This window comes from Paraburkholderia pallida (genome assembly GCF_004524855.1).
GTDB lineage: Bacteria > Pseudomonadota > Gammaproteobacteria > Burkholderiales > Burkholderiaceae > Paraburkholderia > Paraburkholderia oxyphila.
Genome location: NZ_CP038149.1, coordinates 2,545,892 through 2,565,917 on the forward strand (window position 1 = coordinate 2,545,892; position 20,026 = coordinate 2,565,917).

Sequence of the window (20,026 nt, forward strand, 5' to 3'; positions counted from 1 at the left end):
AGGGGGTGGGCGAAGGCCCCAAGGCGCGTGCGAATCAGGCGGCCTGCGTTTCAGGCGGCCTGCGGTCAGGCAGGCCGCGCAAAAAACCGGAACCCGCCGCGCTGCTGCGGAGTTCCGGTTGGCCTGACTGGGTTTACTTGCCGAGCAGGTGAGCCACGCCTTCGCGTTCTTCGAGCAGCTCGTTGAGCGTGCCGTCCATCTTCTCGCGCGAGAATGCGTCGATCTCGAGGCCTTCGACGCGCTTGTATTCGCCGTTTTCGCAGGTCACCGGCACGCCGTAGATGATGTCTTCGGGGATGCCGTACGAGCCGTCCGACGGGATGCCCATCGTAACCCACTTGCCGTTCGTGCCGAGGACCCAGTCACGCACGTGGTCGATCGCCGCGTTGGCAGCCGATGCCGCCGACGAGAGGCCACGCGCTTCGATGATCGCCGCGCCGCGCTTGCCGACCGTCGGGATGAACGTGTCGCGGTTCCACACGTCGTCGTTGATCAGCGCGTTCAGCGACTGGCCGTCGACCGTGGCGAAACGGAAGTCGGGGTACATCGTGGGCGAGTGGTTGCCCCACACCGCGAGCTTCTCGATCGCAGCGACCGGCTTGCCCGACTTGGCGGCCAGTTGCGAGAGCGCGCGGTTGTGGTCCAGACGCAGCATGGCCGTGAAGTTCTTCTTCGGCAGATCCGGAGCCGACTTCATGGCGATGTAGGCGTTCGTGTTGGCCGGGTTGCCGACGACCAGCACCTTCACGTCGCGGCTGGCGACGTCGTTCAGCGCCTTGCCCTGAACCGTGAAGATTTCGGCGTTGGCCGAGAGCAGGTCCTTGCGCTCCATGCCCTTCGAACGGGGACGTGCGCCAACCAGCAGGGCGACGTCGGCGTCCTTGAACGCGACCTTCGGGTCGTCGGTGATGACCACGCCCGCGAGCAGCGGGAATGCGCAGTCATCCAGTTCCATCACGACACCCTTGACGGCGGCTTGCGCTTGCGGCAGGTCGAGCAGTTGCAGGATGACGGGCTGATCCTTGCCGAGCAGGTCGCCGTTCGCGATGCGGAACAGCAGGGAGTAAGCGATCTGACCTGCGGCGCCGGTGACGGCAACGCGCTTTGCGGGCTTAGCCATTGAAAATCTCCAGGAAGATGCGTTAGACGCCAGAGTAAAACGCCATTCTATATGGGCGCTACACGAAGCGTTGGTGAATCCGGCGATCCTTTGCCGGGCGGGCGTGCGAGGCCTTGTGGGCTCGGGCCGCGCGCCCAGGAGGCGGGAGCGCCATTAACCTGTGCGACGAAGCAATGGGAAGCGGTCGCCCGGATAGGGCCGCCCAGGTTGGATCGCCCGGATAGGGCGCCTGGGTAGGGGAACATCCTGGAGGAACAGCATGATTGCCAAGGCGGCCCTGCGGCGCATTCCGCCACGCGGCGGATGCTGCCGGCAGACCCTTCAAGTCGCCCGCAAACCCTTGCTCGATCGGCAGTGTAGGAGCCGGAAGGGGCAAAGTCAACAGTATCTTATGTCTTATATAAGACATATCTATTGCAGCCAAAAGGGTAGATTTCCGGGGGGCTTTATGTTGAAATGCGCGCCATGAGTGCGAACCCGGTCAGCAACGCGAATTCCTCCGCGAATTCCTCCGCTCCTGAGAGCGGGGCCCGCGCGTCTGCGTCCACCCCCGCGGCTGCCACGTCGCCTACCTTCAGCCCGCTCTATCAGCAGATCAAGGGGCTCATTACACAGAGCCTCGTGTCCGGCGAATGGAAGCCCGGCGAAATCATCCCCAGCGAAGTCGAACTGGCCGCCCGTTACAAGGTGAGCCAGGGGACCGTGCGCAAGGCGATCGATGAGCTGGCCGCCGAGAACCTGCTGGTGCGCCGCCAGGGCAAGGGCACGTTTGTTGCAACGCACAACGAAGAGCGCGCCCAGTTTCGCTTCCTGAGATTGCTGGCCGATGACGGCGCGGAGCATCCGCACGTGAGCAAGCTGCTCGAGTGCCGGCGCCTGCGCGCCTCGGCCGAGATCGCGCGACAACTGGATCTTAAGCCAGCCGACCCGGTCGTGCTCATAAAGCGCCTTTTGCAGTTTGACGGCGAGAGCACGGTGCTCGACGAAATCTGGCTGCCCGGCGGCGTGTTCCGCGGCCTCACGGCCGAGCGGCTCGCCGAATACAAGGGGCCGCTCTACGCCATGTTCGAAGCGGACTTCGGCACGCGCATGATACGGGCGAGCGAGAAGATCCGCGCCGTTGCTGCCGACCCCGCCGTGGCCGATCTGCTCAATGTTCCGGCTGGTTTCCCATTGCTATCTGTCGAGCGTGTGTCCTATACCTATGGAGACCGTCCGGTCGAAGTGCGTCGCGGTTGGTATGTCACAACCGGGTATTACTATCAGAATGACTTGAGTTGAAGTGAGCGCTCGCGCCTGGTGCGCGGGCACTTTCGAGGCGCTTGCATCGTGCGCGCATCCGCGGTTCCAGAGGCGGATTTCGCTGCAGCGCGATATGAAAAGGCGCTAAAATCGCGTATTAGTGTTAACACATAGTAGGGGTCTAGCATGGCAGAAGCCGCAAAAAAACCGAGGCCGGAATACCGGAACATCGGGCTTGGGCAGATCTTGTTCGCATACCGCCTGCCTCTGGCAGGTCGCGTATCGATCGGCCACCGCATCAGCGGTGTGCTGTTGTTCCTGTTCTTGCCTTTCCTGTTGTTCCTGTTTGACCAGAGCCTCACTTCGGAGCTCAGCTTCGAGGTCTTCAAGGGCTTCCTCTCCAACATCATCGTCAAGCTCATCGTGCTGGTCCTCGGATGGGCGTTCCTCTTCCACTTCTGCGCTGGCGTGCGCCACCTGTTCATGGACTTCAGCCATGACCTCGTGAGCAAAGAAAAGGGCAAGTCAACCTCGCTCGTCGTCGTTGTCATCTCCACGATCCTCACGATCGCTTTCGCGGCCAAACTCTTCGGAGCGTTCTAATAATGTCGGCTAAAAACGGTATCGGTCCGAAGCGCCTCGTCGTTGGCGCTCACTACGGCCTGCGCGACTGGATGGCCCAGCGCGCCACCGCCGTGATCATGGCGATCTACACGATCGTGCTGCTCGTGTTGTTCTTCGGCGCGCACGACTTTTCGTATGACGGCTGGGCCTCGATCTTCTCCGCACAGTGGATGAAGCTCGCCACGTTCGTCACGCTGCTCGCGCTGTTCTATCACGCGTGGGTTGGCGTGCGCGATATCTGGATGGACTACATCAAGCCGGTCGGCCTGCGCATCACGCTGGACGTCCTCACGATCGCATGGCTGCTGGGCAGCCTCGGCTACGCCGCTCAGATTCTCTGGAGAGTGTAAAAGAATGGCTGCAATCAAGAATGGTCTGCCGCGTCGCAAGTTCGACGTGGTCATTGTCGGCGCGGGTGGCTCGGGGATGCGCGCTTCGCTGCAACTGGCGCGTGCGGGCCTGTCGGTCTGCGTGCTTTCGAAGGTGTTCCCGACGCGTTCGCACACGGTTGCTGCGCAGGGCGGCATCGGCGCCTCGCTCGGCAACATGAGCGAAGACAACTGGCATTACCACTTCTACGACACGATCAAGGGCTCCGACTGGCTCGGCGACCAGGACGCGATCGAGTTCATGTGCCGTGAAGCGCCGAACGCCGTGTACGAGCTCGAACACATGGGCATGCCGTTCGACCGCAACGCCGACGGCACGATTTACCAGCGCCCGTTCGGCGGCCACACGGCCAACTACGGCGAAAAGCCAGTGCAGCGCGCCTGTGCCGCTGCTGACCGTACCGGCCACGCGCTGCTGCACACGCTGTATCAGCAAAACGTTGCGGCGAAGACCACGTTCTTCGTCGAATGGATGGCGCTGGACCTGATCCGCGACGCCGAAGGCGACGTGCTCGGCGTGACCGCGCTGGAAATGGAAACGGGCGACGTCTACATCCTCGAAGGCAAGACCACGCTGTTCGCCACGGGCGGCGCGGGCCGGATCTTCGCGGCATCCACGAACGCGTTCATCAACACCGGTGACGGCCTCGGCATGGCGGCCCGCTCGGGCATCGCGCTGCAGGACATGGAGTTCTGGCAGTTCCACCCGACCGGCGTGGCCGGCGCGGGCGTGCTGATCACCGAAGGCGTGCGCGGCGAAGGCGGCATTCTGCGCAACGCCAACGGCGAGCGCTTCATGGAGCGCTACGCGCCTACGCTGAAGGACCTGGCGCCGCGTGACTTCGTCTCGCGCTCGATGGACCAGGAAATCAAGGAAGGCCGTGGCGTGGGCCCGAACAAGGACCACGTGCTGCTCGACCTGTCGCACATCGGCGCCGAGACGATCATGAAGCGTCTGCCGTCGATCCGCGAAATCGCGCTCAAGTTCGCGAACGTGGACTGCATCAAGGAGCCGATCCCGGTCGTGCCGACCATCCACTACCAGATGGGCGGCATCCCGACGAACATCCACGGCCAGGTCGTGGGCACGAAGAACGGCCACGAAGACCCGGTCAACGGCTTCTACGCCGTGGGCGAATGCTCGTGCGTCTCGGTGCACGGCGCGAACCGTCTGGGCACGAACTCGCTGCTCGACCTCGTGGTGTTCGGCCGTGCGGCCGGCAATCACATCGTCAAGCACGTGAAGGAACAGCGCGATCACAAGCCGCTGCCGGCCGATGCAGGCGACTACTCGCTCGCGCGTCTGGCCGAGCTCGACAAGTCGACCTCGGGCGAGTACGCGCAGAGCGTGGCAAACGACATCCGCGGCACGATGCAGAAGCACGCGGGCGTGTTCCGCACTTCGGCGCTGCTGGCTGAAGGCGTGAAGGAAATCGCCGAGATTGCCGAGCGCGCAAAGCACATCCACCTGAAGGACAAGTCGAAGGTGTTCAACACGGCGCGCGTGGAAGCGCTCGAAGTGGCGAACCTGATCGAAGTTGCGCGCGCAACGATGGTCTCGGCAGAAGCCCGCAAGGAAAGCCGTGGTGCGCACGCTCAAAGCGACTTCGAACATCGCGACGACGAAAACTGGCTGCGTCATACGCTGTGGTTCAGCGAAGGCGACCGTCTCGACTACAAGCCGGTTCACATGCAACCGCTGACCGTCGAGTCCGTGCCGCCCAAGGCGCGTACGTTCTAAGGCAAAGCCAGTCAAAAGGAATCGGAAATGGCCAAACGAATTTTTGAAGTCTACCGCTACGATCCGGACAAGGACGCAGCGCCGCGCATGCAGACGTACGAGCTGGATCTCACGCACGAGCGCATGCTGCTCGACGCGCTGGTCAAGCTCAAGGAAGTGGACGAGACGCTGTCGTTCCGCCGCTCGTGCCGTGAAGGCGTGTGCGGCTCGGACGCCATGAACATCAACGGCAAGAACGGTCTCGCGTGCCTGACGAACCTGAACGACCTGCCGGCGAAGATCGTGCTGCGTCCGCTGCCGGGCCTGCCCGTCGTGCGCGACCTGATCTGCGACTTCACGCAGTTCTTCAACCAGTACCACTCGATCAAGCCGTACCTGATCAACGACACGCCGCCGCCCGAGAAGGAGCGTCTGCAGTCGCCCGAGCAGCGTGACGAGCTCGATGGTCTGTACGAGTGTATTCTGTGCGCGAGCTGCTCGACGTCGTGCCCGAGCTTCTGGTGGAACCCGGACAAGTTCGTCGGCCCGGCAGGTCTGCTGCAGGCTTACCGCTTCATCGCGGACAGCCGCGACGAAGCCACGGGCGAGCGTCTGGACAATCTCGAAGACCCGTACCGTCTGTTCCGTTGCCACACGATCATGAACTGCGTCGACGTTTGCCCGAAGGGCCTGAACCCGACGAAGGCGATCGGCAAGATCAAGGAACTGATGGTTCGCCGCGCGGTTTGATGCTGCGCTATCGAAATTGGCGAAATGGAATCACATCAGTCTGATCCCCATCGCCGCGCGCGCCTTCGCTGGCGCGCGCGGCGCGGTCTGCTCGAAAACGACCTGATTTTCGAGCGTTTTTTCGACCGCTATGAGCATGACCTCAGCGACGCCGACGTGGGCGCTCTCACGCGCCTGCTCGAGCTGAGCGATAACGACCTGATGGACTTGCTGCTTGCCCGCAAGGAACCAGAAGGCGAACTTGCCGACCCGGACGTGAAGCGGGTGCTGGAGCTGCTTCGCAACGTCTGAGATGCGGCGGTGCCCGTAGTTGCTGTAATTGCCGCAATTGCCGCTGTTCCTGCAGTTGCATGAGCGGCGGGCGCCGCGCCGGACGACACTATCGAATCCTGTGTTTATCTTCGATTGAGGATGTGCTATGACCCCGTCTGATGTAAAAGCCACGCTATCGTTCAGCGACAATTCGCCGAGCGTCGAACTGCCGATCTACAAGGGCACGATGGGCCCGGATGTGATCGACATCCGCAAACTGTACGGTCAGACCGGCAAGTTCACGTATGACCCGGGCTTCATGTCGACGGCGGCATGTAACTCGGCGATCACGTACATCGACGGGGACAAGGGCGAGCTGCTCTATCGCGGCTACCCGATCGACAACCTCGCGCAGAACGCCGACTTCCTCGAAACCTGCTTTCTGCTCCTGAAGGGCGAGCTGCCGAACCAGGCCCAGAAGGACGAGTTCGTGAAGACCGTCACGCAGCACACGATGGTGCACGAGCAGATGCACTTCTTCTTCCGTGGCTTCCGCCGCGACGCACACCCGATGGCGATTCTGGTCGCCGCGGTGGGCGCGCTCTCGGCGTTCTACCACGACTCGCTCGACATCAATAACCCGCGTCACCGCGACATCTCGGCAATCCGCATGATCGCCAAGCTGCCGACGCTGGTGGCGATGGCGTACAAGTACTCGATCGGCCAGCCGTTCGTGTACCCGCGCAACGAGCTCTCGTACAGCGCGAACTTCATGCACATGATGTTCTCGAACCCGTGCGAAGAGTACAAGGTCAACGACGTGCTCGTGCGCGCACTCGACCGCATCCTGATCCTGCACGCCGACCACGAGCAGAACGCCTCGACCTCGACGGTGCGTCTGTCGGGCTCGTCGGGCGCGAACCCGTTCGCATGTATCGCGGCCGGTATCGCGTGTCTGTGGGGCCCGGCGCACGGCGGTGCGAACGAAGCCGCGCTGAACATGCTCGAAGAGATCGGCTCGGTCGACAACATCCCCGAGTTCATCAAGCAGGTGAAGGACAAGAACTCGGGCGTGAAGCTGATGGGCTTCGGCCACCGCGTCTACAAGAACTACGATCCGCGCGCGAAGCTCATGCGCGAAACGTGCCACGAAGTGCTCGAAGAACTGGGCCTGCACGACGATCCGCTGTTCAAGCTCGCGATGGCGCTCGAGAAGATCGCGCTGGAAGACGAATACTTCGTGTCGCGCAAGCTGTACCCGAACGTGGACTTCTACTCGGGTATCGTGCAGCGCGCGCTGGGCATCCCGACGTCGATGTTCACCTGCATCTTCGCGATGGCGCGTACGGTGGGCTGGATTGCGCAGTGGAACGAAATGATCGCCGACCCCGAGCAGAAGATCGGCCGTCCGCGTCAGCTCTTCATCGGCGAAACGCCGCGCGAAGCCAAGCCGGTTTCGCAGCGCTAAGCCATGCTGTCGTGCCACGCGGTGCGCGGTTTTCAGCGCGTCGCGTGAGGACGACGCTGAGCGATACGAAAACGCCCCGACGGGTTTTGCCCGTCGGGGCGTTTCTCTTTGTTCATCTAGGATTGCCGAGGAGCGCGACCCGGATCTGTACGAATCGAATGCAGTGCGCTGTAGGCAACTGATGCGAAAAAGTAGGAATGCTTAATATACTTGATATGAATGAAAGTGAAAATTAAGACATTTCCAACTCGCGACAGCGCTTTCGTTTATATCTGTCCGAATGCGATCAGGTTTCCAAAGCCAACGCCACCCAGTTTGTTGCTATAAATGGAAGCGTCTGTCAAAATTTGGCCACCATTGCCATACAGAGCTTTCGCGATCAGATTTCCGCTTGCATTGTAGTCGTTGGACCAGTACGAACCGTCGTTGTTGTACAGATATTTGGAAAAACCGCTCAATTTTCCATCCATTCCATATCGATCAGCTTCGATAACGCGGCCACTCTTGTCGAAAAAGTCATGTAGTATCATTTTGCCTGAAGAGAACTGGTAGTAGTCGAAAATGATGTTATTCGACCCGAACATGCCGACGTATTCCATTGGCCCCTCGAATTTATGTGATACATAGCTGTTATCCAGGGAAAAATCGAATTGCATCTTTTTGGTGCCGACTGGATTGTAGAAAATGTCCTGAGTCTTGTAGCCATTGGTGCTGAACTGCGCCATTTCGACTATTTTTCCGTTTGAATCAAAGAGCGCGCCGCTCTGGGATCCATCCGCATTGAAGCCATGCCATGTGTAGCTTTTGTCCGGATTGAAGTCGAATTGCTGGGTGGATTTTCCATTCGAGCCGAAATAGATGTCCTGTGTCTTCATTCCACCTGTGTTGAATTTTACATATTCGGTCACCTGCCCATTGACTCCAAATAATGTCGCGGTTTGCGAGCCGTCGGCCACAAAGTTATACAAGGTGTAACTCTTGTCGAGATTGAAGTTGTATTGCTGTGTGGCTTTTCCGTCTGCTCCATAGAACGTGTCCTGTGTCTTGAATCCCGATGGATTGAACTTCGCAAATTCCACGATCTTTCCCGCTGTGCCGTAGAGCGTGGCGGTCTGGGAGCCATCGGCTGAGAAGTCGTACTTCGTGTAGCTCTTGTCGGTCTTGAACTCGAATTGCTGAGTGGCTTTGCCGTTCGAGCCAAAGAACGTGTCCACGGTCTTGAAGCCGGAAGAGTTGAATTTGGCGATCTCAACGACTTGGCCCGTCGTGCCGTATAGCGTGACAGTTTGGGAATCATCGGTGGCAAAGTCGTACTTCGTGTAGCTCTTGTCGGTCTTGAACTCGAATTGCTGGGTGGCTTTGCCGTTCGAGCCAAAGAACGTGTCTACGGTCTTGAAGCCGGAAGTATTGAATTTGGCGATTTCGACGATTTGTCCGGTCGTGCCATAGAGCATGGCAGTCTGGGAACCATCGGTGGCGAAGTCGTACTTTGTGTAGCTCTTGTCGGTTTTGAACTCGAACTGCTGGGTGGTGGCGAATTTATCGCCGGATTCGTTCCAATTGCTTGGGAAACTGATGAATTTGTCGGTGGGGTTGGTGTAGACTCCTATTCCATTATTTTCAACTAATATCTTCCATGAGCTGTCCCCAAATGCATTTAGTTCGTCTGCCAAATATGGAGATCTTTCAGCGGCCGCGATGATAGCGTTATATTTTGATGAATTTTTTACGAATGCATTTGCTAATTTGTTGAGAGTGTTGGCATTGAGGGCGATGGCCATTATTGATGCCCTCCCATTTTTTCGATTTCAGCGCGAATTGACATGAGCGTGCCATCTTCACGAAAGCTGATCACAAGATTTTTCCTGAAATTTTGGTTTGATGTTTCATATTTCCATGTTTCATTTCCATGTGCGTCGATACTCGGAGGTGGCATTACGCCATGCAGAGGAATTTCAAAAACTTGATGCAGATTGACGTCTAATGCATTGGTTGTTTCGTTGAAATTTGGGCCATCTTTTCGTGTAATTAAGCTAATTTCACCGTTCACTATTCCAAGTGGATTGGCTGTTTTGAGGATTGAGATTTGTGCGGTCGAAATAGAGCTGCCAGGGGGTGGGTTGTGGTGCTGAGTGGAATTGGGTTCAATTGAATTTTGTTCTCTAGGAAATATTCCGACGAAATCGCCAGAATAAAACGATATCCCATGCGTACCATCCGGCTGATGTATTTCATGTGGGATGCATGATTTTTCGTCTATGCTGAATGCGTTGCATACATTGTTTTTTTCGAAAAAATGATCATCAAGAAGTAAATTGTTATCAAACGCATATTTGATGTTTTTAATGAAATCAATGGCTGTCTTGGGCATGGAAATTAATTCGTGCATTTCGACGTATCCGCTTTGATTCTCGGTACTAACGACAATGCCTGGCGTAGGCATTTGAGCAAACGCCAGACTGCTGCTCAATGCAGCGGCGGTTATCACGATGGGTGTTGCTGGTTTCATACACATCTCCTTCTCAGGTGAACTACACGAAACATGAATTTTTTGGCGTGGTCATCGGACACGCCAAATATCCATGCATCTGATGAACTGCAGTAAACGATCCTGTTTGCCTTTTTGCGGTATATATCTCCTCCTCTTGATGGATTCATCCAAAAAGTAGCCTGCTCCCAAAAAGCACTATCCAGCCATCAATCCCGCATCGACCTGCGAATCCCTTCCAGCACGGGTTCAAGCAGATAATCGAAGGCCGACCGCGCGTGCTTGCGGATAAACAGTTCGGCACGCATGCCCGGGCCAAGCGCGACCGGCTCGTGGGCGATACGGTTGACGCGTTCCACTTCCCGCGTCGGAATCTCAACTCGCACGACGTAATAGCGGGCCCGGGTCTGGTTGTCGGAGAGGGCATCGGCGGACAGATAGGTCACCGTGCCATCCAGCACGGGCGTCGTTCGAGGGTTGTACGCAGTCAGCCGCACGTCCGCGTGGGAACCTGGCCTGATTTCGCGCACGTCGTCGGGCCGGATATTCGCTTCCACAATCAGAGGAGCATTGGCAGGCACGATATCGAGCAGCGCCTCTCGCGGACCGAGCACTGCGCCGGGGGTATGGACGCGGAGTCCGACAACGGTTCCGGCCACGGGCGCGCTCACTGTCGTGCGCGTGGCGAGATCCCGCGCTGGCTTAAGACGTTCGTCAAGTTGAACAGCGCGGTTATTGGCTTCCTTCAATTCGTCGTCGGCGGCTTTGACATAGTCATTGCGCGCGGCGGCGAGTCGCCGCTCGAGATCCGCCTCGCGTTGCCGCGCGCGATCGAGTTCCGCTTCGCTGGATTGAACGCGCGATAGAGCCTCGGTTTCCGTCCTCTGAAGATCGAGGACTCTCGCGGTCGACACGAAGCCCTCTTGCTGCAACGTTTCATTGGTCTGTCGTTGTCGGGTCGCGATCTGGAGGCTGCGCCTCATGGTCTCACCCATTTGCGCGTTGACCGCAAGCTCGCGTCGGACGTGCGAAAGCTCCTTGTGCAATGTGTCGGTCTGATCGGTCAGGCCACGCTTGTGTGTGGCGAATAGCGTCGATTCGCGTTGCAGCAGTTCTGCGATCCGTGCGTTGCTGCGGCGTTCAGTTAGCAAGACCGGAAAGGTCACGGTTTCCGCGAGGTTTCGTTCGGCAGCCAGGCGTGCAATCTTTGCCTGTTCCGCGTCAAATTGGGCTTCCAGCGCGGACAGTTCAGCGGCCGGTACGACATTGTCCAATTCGATCAGCGGTTGCCCAATCTTGACGCGGTCACCGTCCCGAACGAGGACAGCTTTCACGATGCCGCCTTCCTGATGCTGAACGATCTTCCGTTCCCCTTCGACACGCACGGCGCCTTCCGAGACCACGGCCCCTGAAAGCGGCGCAAGCGTGCCCCACGCGAACATGAGCGAGATTCCGGCTGCGACGCCAATGCAGGCTGTCACGATCACGCGACGCGGCAGTGGCAACGCACGCGCGGCGGGATTTGCCGATGTGGCAGAGCGCGCGGCAGGGAAGCGACAGCCCCTATTGACGATCTTGCGGGGTGATTTCATGAGCCGCTCCCCATCATTTGCTCGATGGTGGGCGGCTGAACAGGAAGGACGCCGCGAGGCGACGGTCTCCTGGCCGGGAGGTCATCGCGAATCGGCGTGTCTGAATTAGCGGCTGATTCGGCAGCGGGCGGAGGGCCGAAGTATTCGATGTGGCCGTCGCGCAGTGCCAGTATCTGATCGGCGAGTGCCAGCAGAGACGGGCGGTGGGTGACTGCGACTACCGTAACGCCTGCAGACTTTATTTGCTGCAAGACCCGGACCAATGCAGCTTCGCCTTCTGCATCTAGACTGGCGTTGGGCTCGTCCAGCAGCAGTAGCGACGGATTGCCGAAAAGCGCCCGAGCCAATGCTATGCGTTGGCGTTGGCCTCCGGACAGGAATTGTCCACCTTCGCCTACTTCGGTTTCATAGCCCTGTGGCTGGTCCAGGATCATTTCGTGTATGCCTGCGCGCCTCGCTGCATCCACGATCGCGCCGGAGTCGAGTGGCAATGGTCGCTCGCAGCGCGCAATATTCTCTGCGATCGTGCCGGACATCAGCTCGACATCCTGTGGGACGTATCCCAAATGTTGGCCGAAAGCGCTTCTCGACCATTGGCTGACGTCTGCGCCATCCAGTCGTGCCACACCTGCTTGAGGTCGCAACAGTCCCGCGATGATGCGCAGGAGTGTGGATTTACCCGACGCGCTCGGTCCTGTGACGATGAGTGTTTGACCAGCTTCGATGGAGAAGTTGACTCCACGTAACAGCACTCGGCCCGATCCTCGTGCAGAGGGCTCGCGCATCGGCACAGCGTAGCTTACGTGCTCAACCTCGAGCATGCCCGTAGGGCGCGGTAACTCGACCTTTTCCTCATCCTCCGGCAAGCAAAGCAGCCGGTCGAGCCGATGCCAGGCGTCCCGCAGCTCGCCCAGTTGTTTCCAGCTACCGATCAACTGCTCGATTGGCGCAAGGGCCTTGCCGAGCAGGATCGTTGTCGCGATCATCGCGCCGGCCGTCGCGTGATCCGAAATCACGAGCCACGCGCCCGCGGCCATCATGATCACCTGTACGCCTTGCCGCACTCCTTTCGTCACCTCGCGATAAAGCGCGCCGTTGTTCACGACGCGTTGTTGAGCCGTAACGTGCTCGTGCTTGCGGGCATCCCATGCATTGGCAACATTCTCGATCATGCCCATCGCCACAATCACTTCGGCGTTGCGCAGATATCCATGGAGGCGCATGTCTTCGGCACGCTGTTGGCGCACGTAAGACTCGATCGCGCTTCTGGTTCTCCAGTCGCCGTACAACGCAATGCCGACTAGCACCATCGCGCTCAAGGTCGCGATAAGCGCGAGTAACCAGTGGAATAGTCCGATGACGATCAGATAAACGATCAACCATGGGCTATCGAATAGAGCAAGTACTCCGGAGCCGGCAAGGAACCCGCGCAATGTGCCCGCGTCGCCCGGACTCGCGACCGATGGCGTCGGCGAATGGCCAGCATTGACGGCGATCTGCTCCTTGAGAATCATTCGGTCGAGCAGGTCACCAACTTGCCTCGCCAGATCGGAGAGGACTCGGCTGCGTGCGACATCGACGATAAACTGCATAGCAAGTGCGATGGCGACAAATGCCATTAACATGAACAGCGTTTCCATGCTTCGGCTTGGCAACACGCGGTCGTAGACTTGAAGCAGATAGATCGTAGGCGCCAGTAGCAGCAGGTTGGACAGGATGCTGAGCGTACCGGCGATCAACAGGTGGGCGCGCATCAGGCGGTACATGGCCAATCTCCGTTTGCGCCTGATCCCGATTGGCCGGATTGGAGCAACCTGTCGAGATCGGCCAGATCTGCGTAGTCGAGCGTACCGGTGCTGGCCTTCAGTTTGAGGCCTTGAACCAATGCGTCCGCCCGTGCGCGGACGAGATCGCGTTGTGCGCGAATCAGTTTGTCCTGCGCATCGAGGACGTCCGCATTGATGCGCACCCCAGCCCGATAGCCCGTGTTGTTGGAGCGCAGCGAAACACAGGCGGATTGAACCGCAGTCGCCAGTGCGCGAACCAGTGCTGCGCCCTGTGTCACGCCTGAGTACGCGTCGCGGGTAGCGAGCTCAGCGTCGCTCAGGGTATCGTCGAGTTCATGCTGTGCTTTATCGCGCAGGGCAAGCGTCTCGCGTATGCGGCTGCGGGTCATCAACCCGTCGGTGAGCGGCAGGGAGATTTGGACTCCGATATAGCCGGCAGTGCCGCGGTTGCCACCCGTGTAGAAATTGGCCTGTCCGTTGATGAACGCCGCGTTTCCATTGTTGAGCGTGCCGACCAGTGACACGGTGGGGTAGTCTCCCGAACGCGCCTTGGCGCGCTCGTGCTCAGCGAGTTGCAGAGCGATGCGCTTTCTGCTGACGCTGTAGCTACCGGAAGACGCGTCGAGCCATTGGGTCAGTCCGGCGGGATCGAGGCCGGGAACGGGGACATCGTCCCGAAAGTCATCTACCCGCGTGATGGAATGGCCGACGATTTTCGACAGTGCCGCATATTTGGCTGTCAGGCGTGTTTGTGCGGCAATCTCGTCGGACAGCGCCATATCGAAGCTTGCTTTTGCCTCGTTCTCGTCGACGATGGTGGCGTCACCAAGGGCGAATCGACGTTTCGCGAGCGTCAATTGTTCGACGATCGATATGCGATGCCTGACTGAAAGGGTAAGGTCGACTTTCGCGGTCAGCGCGTCGAAATAGGCTTGAGCCAGCCGCAGCAGCAAGTCCTGCTGCGCTTGCGCCAGTTCCAGATCTGCATCGGTGGCAAGGAGTTTGCCTTCCTGCCAGTTTTCCCACGCTTGCAAATCGAAAAGCGGTTGATTCAATGTGATTGTGAAGCCCACCGTGGAGTAACCGGGCACTGACTGACCGGGAATACGAACACCATTTCGATTGATCAATTGCTGAATGCCTATCTGCGGAAGCAATCCCGCGCGCGCCTGCGGCTTTCGCTCGATACCGGCTCGCTGTGTTGCCATCGCGGCCTGAAATCTGGAGTCGGCAGACAACGCATCCAAGGCGGATTGACCAAGACTTTCGGCCCGAGCCGCATTACTCAGCACAGATATTGCCAGGACTGCGAGATATCTCAGGAGGCATTTGATTGCGGTGTGCCTGGTCGGTCGACAAGGGGATAGGGACATGAGCAGCCTTGGAGTCATTGCGCGGAATTTACATTCTTCTTTCGATTGGAATGTAAAGTGCGGTAACAATCCTTGTTGCACTGATGCGAAGATGTCTGTGCTCGATCAATGGCCTTATAAGCCAATGAAGTTCTTTCCGACGATGTGACGGAATTTCCTCACAAAAGGAGCGGCTCACGGGGCGGCAGTGGACCAAGCATTCGATCTTGCGGCAACAATGGTCGTTGCCGGTCCAAAAGAATTGCCAGTGGTGGCACGTATCAGTGCTTTACGCATCGAGATGCAGCGCCGGACCCGCGGTATACCGATACGCATTCGACCCGGGTTCAGACGCACTGGCGATGATGGCGGGATGCGGTAATGGTTCGTCCCTTACGTGCGCATACGGTCTTGTGTCGTTCTTGTTTGGGAGCAAGAACAGGAGCGGTCGCGCGGTTTCGATACGTGCGGCGTTAAATCCATCCGTCAATCTTCAGCCCGCTCGCTTTCTCGGCCTCTTCGCGCGAGACCTCGCGTACGGTCTGGCCGAAGCTCCAGAGGTGGCCCTCGGGGTCGCATGCCGCGTAGACGCGGTCGCCGTAGAACTGGTCGTCGGGCTCGCGCACGATCTTCGCGCCCGCCGCGCGTGCGCGCTCGCAATGCGCATCGAGGCCGCCCTTCAACTGCACGTGCACCGACTGCGTGTTCTTTCCCTCGAGCGACGCGGGGCTCGTGGCTGGCATGCCGGGCCACTCGCCACAGATCATCAGGTAGCCGTCTTCGAAGCGCATCTCCGAATGGCAGAGCTTGCCGTCCGGCGAGGTGACGACGAACTGGCGCGTGAAGCCGAACGCTTTCTCCAGCCAGTCGAGCGCGGCGAACGGATCGCGGTAAAAGACGGCGGCGCCGAAGGCCGGGCGTTCTGAAGTGCTGCTCATGATCGTCTCCTGAATTGCGATCTGACCGGGTGCTTTAGCACTGGGTCCGATCCCATGCAAAGTTGTGCGAGGAGCGCGTTGCTACGCGAGCAACGAATCTAGCACTGCCGCAAGGCGTTTGCGTGCGGCCTGCTTGTGCTTCGGCGCGATCCCTCGCCACAGATATTTAAGCGTCCGTAGAATGCGCCCGCTACATTACCTGCGGGGTAATCGCCAGCGCGCACGCGTTCGCCGAGCATGACGTTCATCCACCCAGCAGCAACTCCATGAACGAGCGCGACGAACGAAAGGAGCGACCACCATGAACCACGATCCGCGTCTTGCGACCCTGCCTGGCTTTATCCGCGTGCGCGACGATACCGCGCTGCACTACCGCGACTGGGGCGCCGGCGCGCCGCTCGTCTTCATGTCGGGCTGGACGCTCAACGCCGACATGTGGCACTACCAGAGCGTGCCGCTCGCGCACGCGGGCTTTCGTTGCGTGGCGTATGACCGGCGCGGGCACGGGCGCTCGAGCGATCCGGGGCGTGGCTACGACTACGACACGCTCGCCGACGATCTCGAGGCCGTGCTCGACGCGCTCGATCTCTCGGGCGTGACGCTCGTCGGGCACTCGTTCGCGAGCGGCGAGATCGTGCGCTACCTGAGCCGTCACGGCGCGCGGCGCGTGGCGGGCATCGTGCTGCTCTCGCCGGCCTCGACGCCTTGTCTGCTCAAGACCGCCGATAACCCCCATGGCCTCGACGCAAGCCTCTTTGCTGCCTCGCTCGACGAGATGCTGACGTCATTTCCCGACTGGATCGAGCGGCGCGCCGAGGCCTATTTCGAGCCCGGCACGTCGCGCGCGGTGATCCAGTGGACCGCGGACATGATGCTGCGCGCCTCGCTCTACGCGGCGGCGCAGTTGAGCCGCGTGCAGGTCTCGACGGATTTTCGCCGCGAGCTGGCGCAGATCGACGTGCCCGCGCTCGTGCTGCACGGCGACAGCGATGCTTCGGCGCCGCTGGAGTTGACCGGCGGCCCCACTGCGGCGCTGCTCGCGCACGGCGCGCTCAAAGTCTACGAAGGTGGCACGCATGGCATGTACCTGAACCAGGCCGCACGCGTGAGCGCCGATATTGCCGCATTCGCCAGGCAATGCCAGGCATGAATCGTCCGCCTGGCGCGCGCGTTCCGGGCGAAATAATATCGGCGGAAACAAAAACATACCGCGGAAACAGCTGGTAAACGGGGCCCGGAACGCTCGGGCGCGCCATCAGGAATAGCCATGCCGCACGCCTCGTTTTGCAGATGACACGTGCGCGCGGGCGTCATTTCCACGCTTCGGCGCACGCCTCGTGCAAGGCGTATCGATGGGGTCTACACGGCGCCGGCGCGCATCGCGTGCCGCAGAGTCGGTCCATCGCGAGAGGCGGCATCATGCGCAAACTTTCCTTCACAGGCCTGCTGTGCGGCGTGCTGGCAGGCTGCACGACGCCGGTGGCGTCCCAGCCGGTAGCTGACATGCCGGTCGCCGACGGGCCAGTCTGCCGCACGGTCATCGGCACTGCTGATATCGACGGCACGCCGCAGCAGATCAGCGGCCTCGCATGCCTTCAGCCCGACGGCAGCTGGCAGATCGTGCAGGGCGATGATGGCACGCTGGTCTATCCGGCGTGGCAGGGCCCCATCGACTACTACGGCGCACCTTGGTACGGCGTCTGGCCGCCGTTCTTCGTGGGCGCGTCGGTCGTGTTCGTTGACCGTTTCCATCACTTTCATCACATGGATCACGTTCACGCGGGCGGCCCCGGCATGCGGATGACGGGCGTGCACGGCACCTTCCACAGCGGCGGTCATGGCGGTACGGGCGGCGGCTTCGGCGGCGTGCATGCGGGCACCGTGTGGAGCGGCACGGGCAGCATGGGCGGCGGCCACCGCCGTTAGAGCGGTCCGCACAGGCGCCGGGGCGGCTCACGCCGGCTTCGGGGCGGCTCACGCCGTCCATGGCGCGAGCCGCCCGCCGGTTTGCGCTGCGCACAGCCGCGCAGCGACGCACGGCCGCCGTCCGTGAACGGCGGCCCGCCGCCTGCGGATCACGGCGAATCCTTTATGATGGAACGCGCCCAAATTCCCGAGCCGCTCCATGTTTTTCGCCGCGCACTCCCTGCACCGCCGCCTGAGCATCGCCATCGGCACGCTGGCGATTCTCGTCGGCCTGCTCGGCTCGTTCGGGACCTTTCTCGTGGTGCGCAGTCTCGCGAGCGAATTCAGCTCGAGCCTGCGCGACGCCGCCGCGCACGTGCAATCCGGCGTGCCGCATCGCCATGGCGGGTCGAGCCGCGAGCCCAACGGCGTGCGCCTGCCTTCGGACGACCTCGTCGTGCAGATCTGGTCCGCGCACGACCTCGCCGCACCGGGCCGCACGAGCGACCCCGACATCGCGCTGCCGCGCACGCAGGCGGGTTTCTCTTCGATTCAATACGACGGCGAGGCTTGGGACGTCTTCGCGCTCGCCGCTGGCGACGAGCAGATCCAGGTGGCCGAATCGCGCAGCATGCGCAACCGCAACGCGCTGCGCGTGGCGTTCTGGAGCCTGCTGCCGGTGCTCGCGCTGCTGCCGCTGCTCGTCCTGACGATCGCCGTGACGGTGCGGCTGTCGCTGCGGCCGCTGGAGCGCATCGGGCGGCGCGCGGCGAAAGTCGATCTGCACGAGCTCAAGCCGCTCGACGCGCAGAAGGCGCCCGTGGAGCTGCGGCCCTTCGTCGAGTCGATCAACCGCATGATCGAGCGCCTTGCGGTGCTCGTGAACGCCGAGCGCAAGTTCATCGCCGACGCCGCGCACGAGCTGCGTTCGCCCATTTCGGCCATGCAGTTGCAAATCGACAATCTGCGCGCTGCGCCGCCCGATCAGTACCACGAACGCTTCGACGAGTTGCGGCGCGGCGTGGCGCGCACGGGCTCGCTCGTGTCGCAATTGCTCGGCCTCGCGCGCGCGGAGATTGGCGGCGGGCAGCGCGCGCGCGCCGACGTCGCCTTGCCGCAGCTCGTGACCGAGGTGCTCGCCGACCTGCTGCCGCTCGCCGATGCGCGCGGCGTGGATCTGGGCGTCGAGCGTCTGGACGACGCCAGCGTGCGCGCGACCGAGGCCGACATGCGCGTGCTGGTGCGCAATCTCGTTGACAACGCGGTTCGCTATGGGCGTGCGGGCGGGCGCGTCGACGTGACAGTGCGCCGCGAGGCGCAAACGGTGACGATCGAAGTGACCGACGACGGCCCCGGCATCGCCGAAGACGACCTGCCGCGCGTGTTCGACCGCTTCTTTCGCGCGGGCGGCAACGACGCCGAAGGCAGCGGCCTTGGACTGGCGATTGCGCAAGCGCTGGCACAAAGCTATGGCGGCCGCGTGACGCTCGAGAATCGTGCCGATGGCCATACGGGCATCGTCGCGCGCATCGAGCTGCCGCTCGCCTGAAACGGCGCGAACTGAAAAGCGCAAGAAGATATTGAGGAAAACTGAGCGATGCGGATTCTGCTGATCGAAGACGATCTGCTGATCGGGCCCGCGCTGCTGCGCGCGCTGAAGGATGCCTCCTATAGCGTCGACTGGGTGCGCACGGGCGAGCACGGCCGCGCGGCCGTCCGCGACGGCTCGTACACGACGATCCTGCTCGACCTGGGCCTCGGCGACATGAGCGGCCTCGACGTGCTGCGCGGCCTGCGCGAGGCCAACGACGCCACGCCCGTCATCATCATCACCGCGCAGGACGACGTGGATACGCGCGTCGAGGGCCTCGATCTCGGCGCCGACGACTACCTCGTCAAGCCGTTCGAGAGCAAGGAGCTGCTTGCTCGCATTCGCGCGGTGGTGCGGCGCAAGTCGGGCTTTGCCTCGTCGACGATGGGCAGCGCGCGCGTGACGCTCGATATGAACACGCGGCGTTTGAGCTTCGACGGCGAGTCCGACGATCTCTCGGCGCGCGAGTACGCACTCATGCTCGCGCTGCTGGAGCGGCCCGGCGCGATCCTCTCGCGCCAGCAGCTCGAGGAGCGGCTCTATGGCTGGGGCGAGGAGGTGGAGAGCAACGCCGTGGACGCGGTGATCTACAGCGTGCGGCGCAAGTTTGGCAACGCGGTCATTCGCAACGTCCGGGGCCTTGGCTGGGCGGTGTGCGTTTGAACGGCGGCGCGCGAACCGCAACGAGGAACAACCGTAAACGAAAAAAACGCGGCGAGCGCAAAGCTCGCCGCGCGGCGCGCGTAGCGGAGGGGAGCGCCAGCGCGCACGCCAAAACTGAGGTCTATGACTGCGGTGCTGCTGTGTC

The 20,026-nt window shown here is 60.9% G+C and carries 18 protein-coding genes; 11 read left to right on the forward strand and 7 right to left on the reverse strand.

Features of this window, described 5'->3' with window-relative positions:
- Nucleotides 1-133: 133 nt before the first annotated feature.
- On the reverse strand, nucleotides 134-1,120 hold the full coding sequence (locus tag E1956_RS26535) for a malate dehydrogenase (RefSeq protein WP_134754384.1): 987 nt from the start codon (nucleotides 1,118-1,120) through the stop codon (nucleotides 134-136).
- 465 nt (nucleotides 1,121-1,585) lie between these two features.
- On the opposite strand from E1956_RS26535, the gene E1956_RS26540 reads away from it, so the two are divergent.
- The 7 genes from E1956_RS26540 to gltA all read left to right on the forward strand — a co-directional run bounded on the left by E1956_RS26540 (nucleotide 1,586) and on the right by gltA (nucleotide 7,565).
- Nucleotides 1,586-2,401 (forward strand): GntR family transcriptional regulator, encoded by an 816-nt coding sequence (locus tag E1956_RS26540; protein ID WP_043287667.1) that lies wholly within the window; start codon nucleotides 1,586-1,588, stop codon nucleotides 2,399-2,401.
- 147 nt (nucleotides 2,402-2,548) lie between these two features.
- Nucleotides 2,549-2,965: a succinate dehydrogenase, cytochrome b556 subunit gene (gene sdhC, locus E1956_RS26545; RefSeq protein ID WP_028221311.1), complete on the forward strand. Its 417-nt coding sequence runs from the start codon at nucleotides 2,549-2,551 to the stop codon at nucleotides 2,963-2,965.
- A gap of 2 nt (nucleotides 2,966-2,967) precedes the next feature.
- Nucleotides 2,968-3,336 carry a succinate dehydrogenase, hydrophobic membrane anchor protein gene (gene sdhD, locus E1956_RS26550; RefSeq protein WP_028221310.1) on the forward strand — a complete coding sequence of 123 codons (369 nt, stop codon included), beginning with the start codon at nucleotides 2,968-2,970 and terminating at the stop codon, nucleotides 3,334-3,336.
- A gap of 4 nt (nucleotides 3,337-3,340) precedes the next feature.
- Nucleotides 3,341-5,116: a succinate dehydrogenase flavoprotein subunit gene (gene sdhA / locus E1956_RS26555; RefSeq protein ID WP_134754386.1), complete on the forward strand. Its 1,776-nt coding sequence runs from the start codon at nucleotides 3,341-3,343 to the stop codon at nucleotides 5,114-5,116.
- A 27-nt stretch (nucleotides 5,117-5,143) separates the two neighbouring features.
- Nucleotides 5,144-5,845, forward strand: coding sequence for a succinate dehydrogenase iron-sulfur subunit (locus E1956_RS26560; RefSeq protein WP_028221308.1), 702 nt, complete (start codon nucleotides 5,144-5,146; stop codon nucleotides 5,843-5,845).
- A 24-nt stretch (nucleotides 5,846-5,869) separates the two neighbouring features.
- Nucleotides 5,870-6,136, forward strand: coding sequence for an FAD assembly factor SdhE (locus E1956_RS26565; RefSeq protein WP_133193347.1), 267 nt, complete (start codon nucleotides 5,870-5,872; stop codon nucleotides 6,134-6,136).
- Nucleotides 6,137-6,263: 127 nt separating this feature from the next.
- The gene (gltA, locus tag E1956_RS26570) at nucleotides 6,264-7,565 is read left to right on the forward strand and encodes a citrate synthase (protein ID WP_134754388.1); all 1,302 of its coding nucleotides are present in this window, start codon (nucleotides 6,264-6,266) and stop codon (nucleotides 7,563-7,565) included.
- 266 nt (nucleotides 7,566-7,831) lie between these two features.
- On the opposite strand, the gene E1956_RS26575 is transcribed toward gltA, so the two are convergent.
- From E1956_RS26575 to E1956_RS26600, 6 genes are all read right to left on the reverse strand, one after another.
- Nucleotides 7,832-9,346 (reverse strand): hypothetical protein, encoded by a 1,515-nt coding sequence (locus E1956_RS26575; RefSeq protein ID WP_134754390.1) that lies wholly within the window; start codon nucleotides 9,344-9,346, stop codon nucleotides 7,832-7,834.
- Nucleotides 9,346-10,074 (reverse strand): hypothetical protein, encoded by a 729-nt coding sequence (locus E1956_RS26580; protein ID WP_134754392.1) that lies wholly within the window; start codon nucleotides 10,072-10,074, stop codon nucleotides 9,346-9,348. The genes E1956_RS26575 and E1956_RS26580 overlap by 1 nt, the downstream gene beginning before the upstream one ends.
- A gap of 188 nt (nucleotides 10,075-10,262) precedes the next feature.
- Nucleotides 10,263-11,645 carry an HlyD family type I secretion periplasmic adaptor subunit gene (locus E1956_RS26585; RefSeq protein ID WP_134754394.1) on the reverse strand — a complete coding sequence of 461 codons (1,383 nt, stop codon included), beginning with the start codon at nucleotides 11,643-11,645 and terminating at the stop codon, nucleotides 10,263-10,265.
- Nucleotides 11,642-13,411, reverse strand: a complete 1,770-nt coding sequence (locus E1956_RS26590) for a type I secretion system permease/ATPase (protein ID WP_134754396.1) — start codon at nucleotides 13,409-13,411, stop codon at nucleotides 11,642-11,644. Before E1956_RS26590 ends, E1956_RS26585 begins: the two co-directional genes overlap by 4 nt.
- On the reverse strand, nucleotides 13,399-14,724 hold the full coding sequence (locus E1956_RS26595; RefSeq protein WP_232071635.1) for a TolC family outer membrane protein: 1,326 nt from the start codon (nucleotides 14,722-14,724) through the stop codon (nucleotides 13,399-13,401). The genes E1956_RS26590 and E1956_RS26595 overlap by 13 nt, the downstream gene beginning before the upstream one ends.
- 533 nt (nucleotides 14,725-15,257) lie before the next feature.
- On the reverse strand, nucleotides 15,258-15,722 hold the full coding sequence (locus E1956_RS26600) for a VOC family protein (RefSeq protein WP_134754400.1): 465 nt from the start codon (nucleotides 15,720-15,722) through the stop codon (nucleotides 15,258-15,260).
- 301 nt (nucleotides 15,723-16,023) lie between these two features.
- On the opposite strand from E1956_RS26600, the gene E1956_RS26605 reads away from it, so the two are divergent.
- From E1956_RS26605 to E1956_RS26620, 4 genes are all read left to right on the forward strand, one after another.
- Nucleotides 16,024-16,872, forward strand: coding sequence for an alpha/beta fold hydrolase (locus E1956_RS26605; protein WP_134754402.1), 849 nt, complete (start codon nucleotides 16,024-16,026; stop codon nucleotides 16,870-16,872).
- 269 nt (nucleotides 16,873-17,141) lie between these two features.
- The gene (locus E1956_RS26610; RefSeq protein ID WP_134754404.1) at nucleotides 17,142-17,648 is read left to right on the forward strand and encodes a hypothetical protein; all 507 of its coding nucleotides are present in this window, start codon (nucleotides 17,142-17,144) and stop codon (nucleotides 17,646-17,648) included.
- Between the two features lie 199 nt (nucleotides 17,649-17,847).
- Nucleotides 17,848-19,176 (forward strand): sensor histidine kinase, encoded by a 1,329-nt coding sequence (locus tag E1956_RS26615; RefSeq protein ID WP_134754406.1) that lies wholly within the window; start codon nucleotides 17,848-17,850, stop codon nucleotides 19,174-19,176.
- A 48-nt stretch (nucleotides 19,177-19,224) separates the two neighbouring features.
- The gene (locus E1956_RS26620) at nucleotides 19,225-19,881 is read left to right on the forward strand and encodes a response regulator transcription factor (RefSeq protein WP_134754408.1); all 657 of its coding nucleotides are present in this window, start codon (nucleotides 19,225-19,227) and stop codon (nucleotides 19,879-19,881) included.
- Nucleotides 19,882-20,026 lie beyond the last annotated feature (145 nt).

Excerpts from the sequence above, each read along its gene's own strand:
- E1956_RS26535 (WP_134754384.1), bottom strand. The coding sequence starts at position 1,120 with ATGGCTAAGCCCGCAAAGCGCGTTGCCGTCACCGGCGCCGCAGGTCAG.
- E1956_RS26540 (WP_043287667.1), top strand. The coding sequence starts at position 1,586 with ATGAGTGCGAACCCGGTCAGCAACGCGAATTCCTCCGCGAATTCCTCC.
- sdhC (WP_028221311.1), top strand. The coding sequence starts at position 2,549 with ATGGCAGAAGCCGCAAAAAAACCGAGGCCGGAATACCGGAACATCGGG.
- sdhD (WP_028221310.1), top strand. The coding sequence starts at position 2,968 with ATGTCGGCTAAAAACGGTATCGGTCCGAAGCGCCTCGTCGTTGGCGCT.
- sdhA (WP_134754386.1), top strand. The coding sequence starts at position 3,341 with ATGGCTGCAATCAAGAATGGTCTGCCGCGTCGCAAGTTCGACGTGGTC.
- E1956_RS26560 (WP_028221308.1), top strand. The coding sequence starts at position 5,144 with ATGGCCAAACGAATTTTTGAAGTCTACCGCTACGATCCGGACAAGGAC.
- E1956_RS26565 (WP_133193347.1), top strand. The coding sequence starts at position 5,870 with ATGGAATCACATCAGTCTGATCCCCATCGCCGCGCGCGCCTTCGCTGG.
- gltA (WP_134754388.1), top strand. The coding sequence starts at position 6,264 with ATGACCCCGTCTGATGTAAAAGCCACGCTATCGTTCAGCGACAATTCG.
- E1956_RS26575 (WP_134754390.1), bottom strand. The coding sequence starts at position 9,346 with ATGGCCATCGCCCTCAATGCCAACACTCTCAACAAATTAGCAAATGCA.
- E1956_RS26580 (WP_134754392.1), bottom strand. The coding sequence starts at position 10,074 with ATGAAACCAGCAACACCCATCGTGATAACCGCCGCTGCATTGAGCAGC.
- E1956_RS26585 (WP_134754394.1), bottom strand. The coding sequence starts at position 11,645 with ATGAAATCACCCCGCAAGATCGTCAATAGGGGCTGTCGCTTCCCTGCC.
- E1956_RS26590 (WP_134754396.1), bottom strand. The coding sequence starts at position 13,411 with ATGTACCGCCTGATGCGCGCCCACCTGTTGATCGCCGGTACGCTCAGC.
- E1956_RS26600 (WP_134754400.1), bottom strand. The coding sequence starts at position 15,722 with ATGAGCAGCACTTCAGAACGCCCGGCCTTCGGCGCCGCCGTCTTTTAC.
- E1956_RS26605 (WP_134754402.1), top strand. The coding sequence starts at position 16,024 with ATGAACCACGATCCGCGTCTTGCGACCCTGCCTGGCTTTATCCGCGTG.
- E1956_RS26610 (WP_134754404.1), top strand. The coding sequence starts at position 17,142 with ATGCGCAAACTTTCCTTCACAGGCCTGCTGTGCGGCGTGCTGGCAGGC.
- E1956_RS26615 (WP_134754406.1), top strand. The coding sequence starts at position 17,848 with ATGTTTTTCGCCGCGCACTCCCTGCACCGCCGCCTGAGCATCGCCATC.
- E1956_RS26620 (WP_134754408.1), top strand. The coding sequence starts at position 19,225 with ATGCGGATTCTGCTGATCGAAGACGATCTGCTGATCGGGCCCGCGCTG.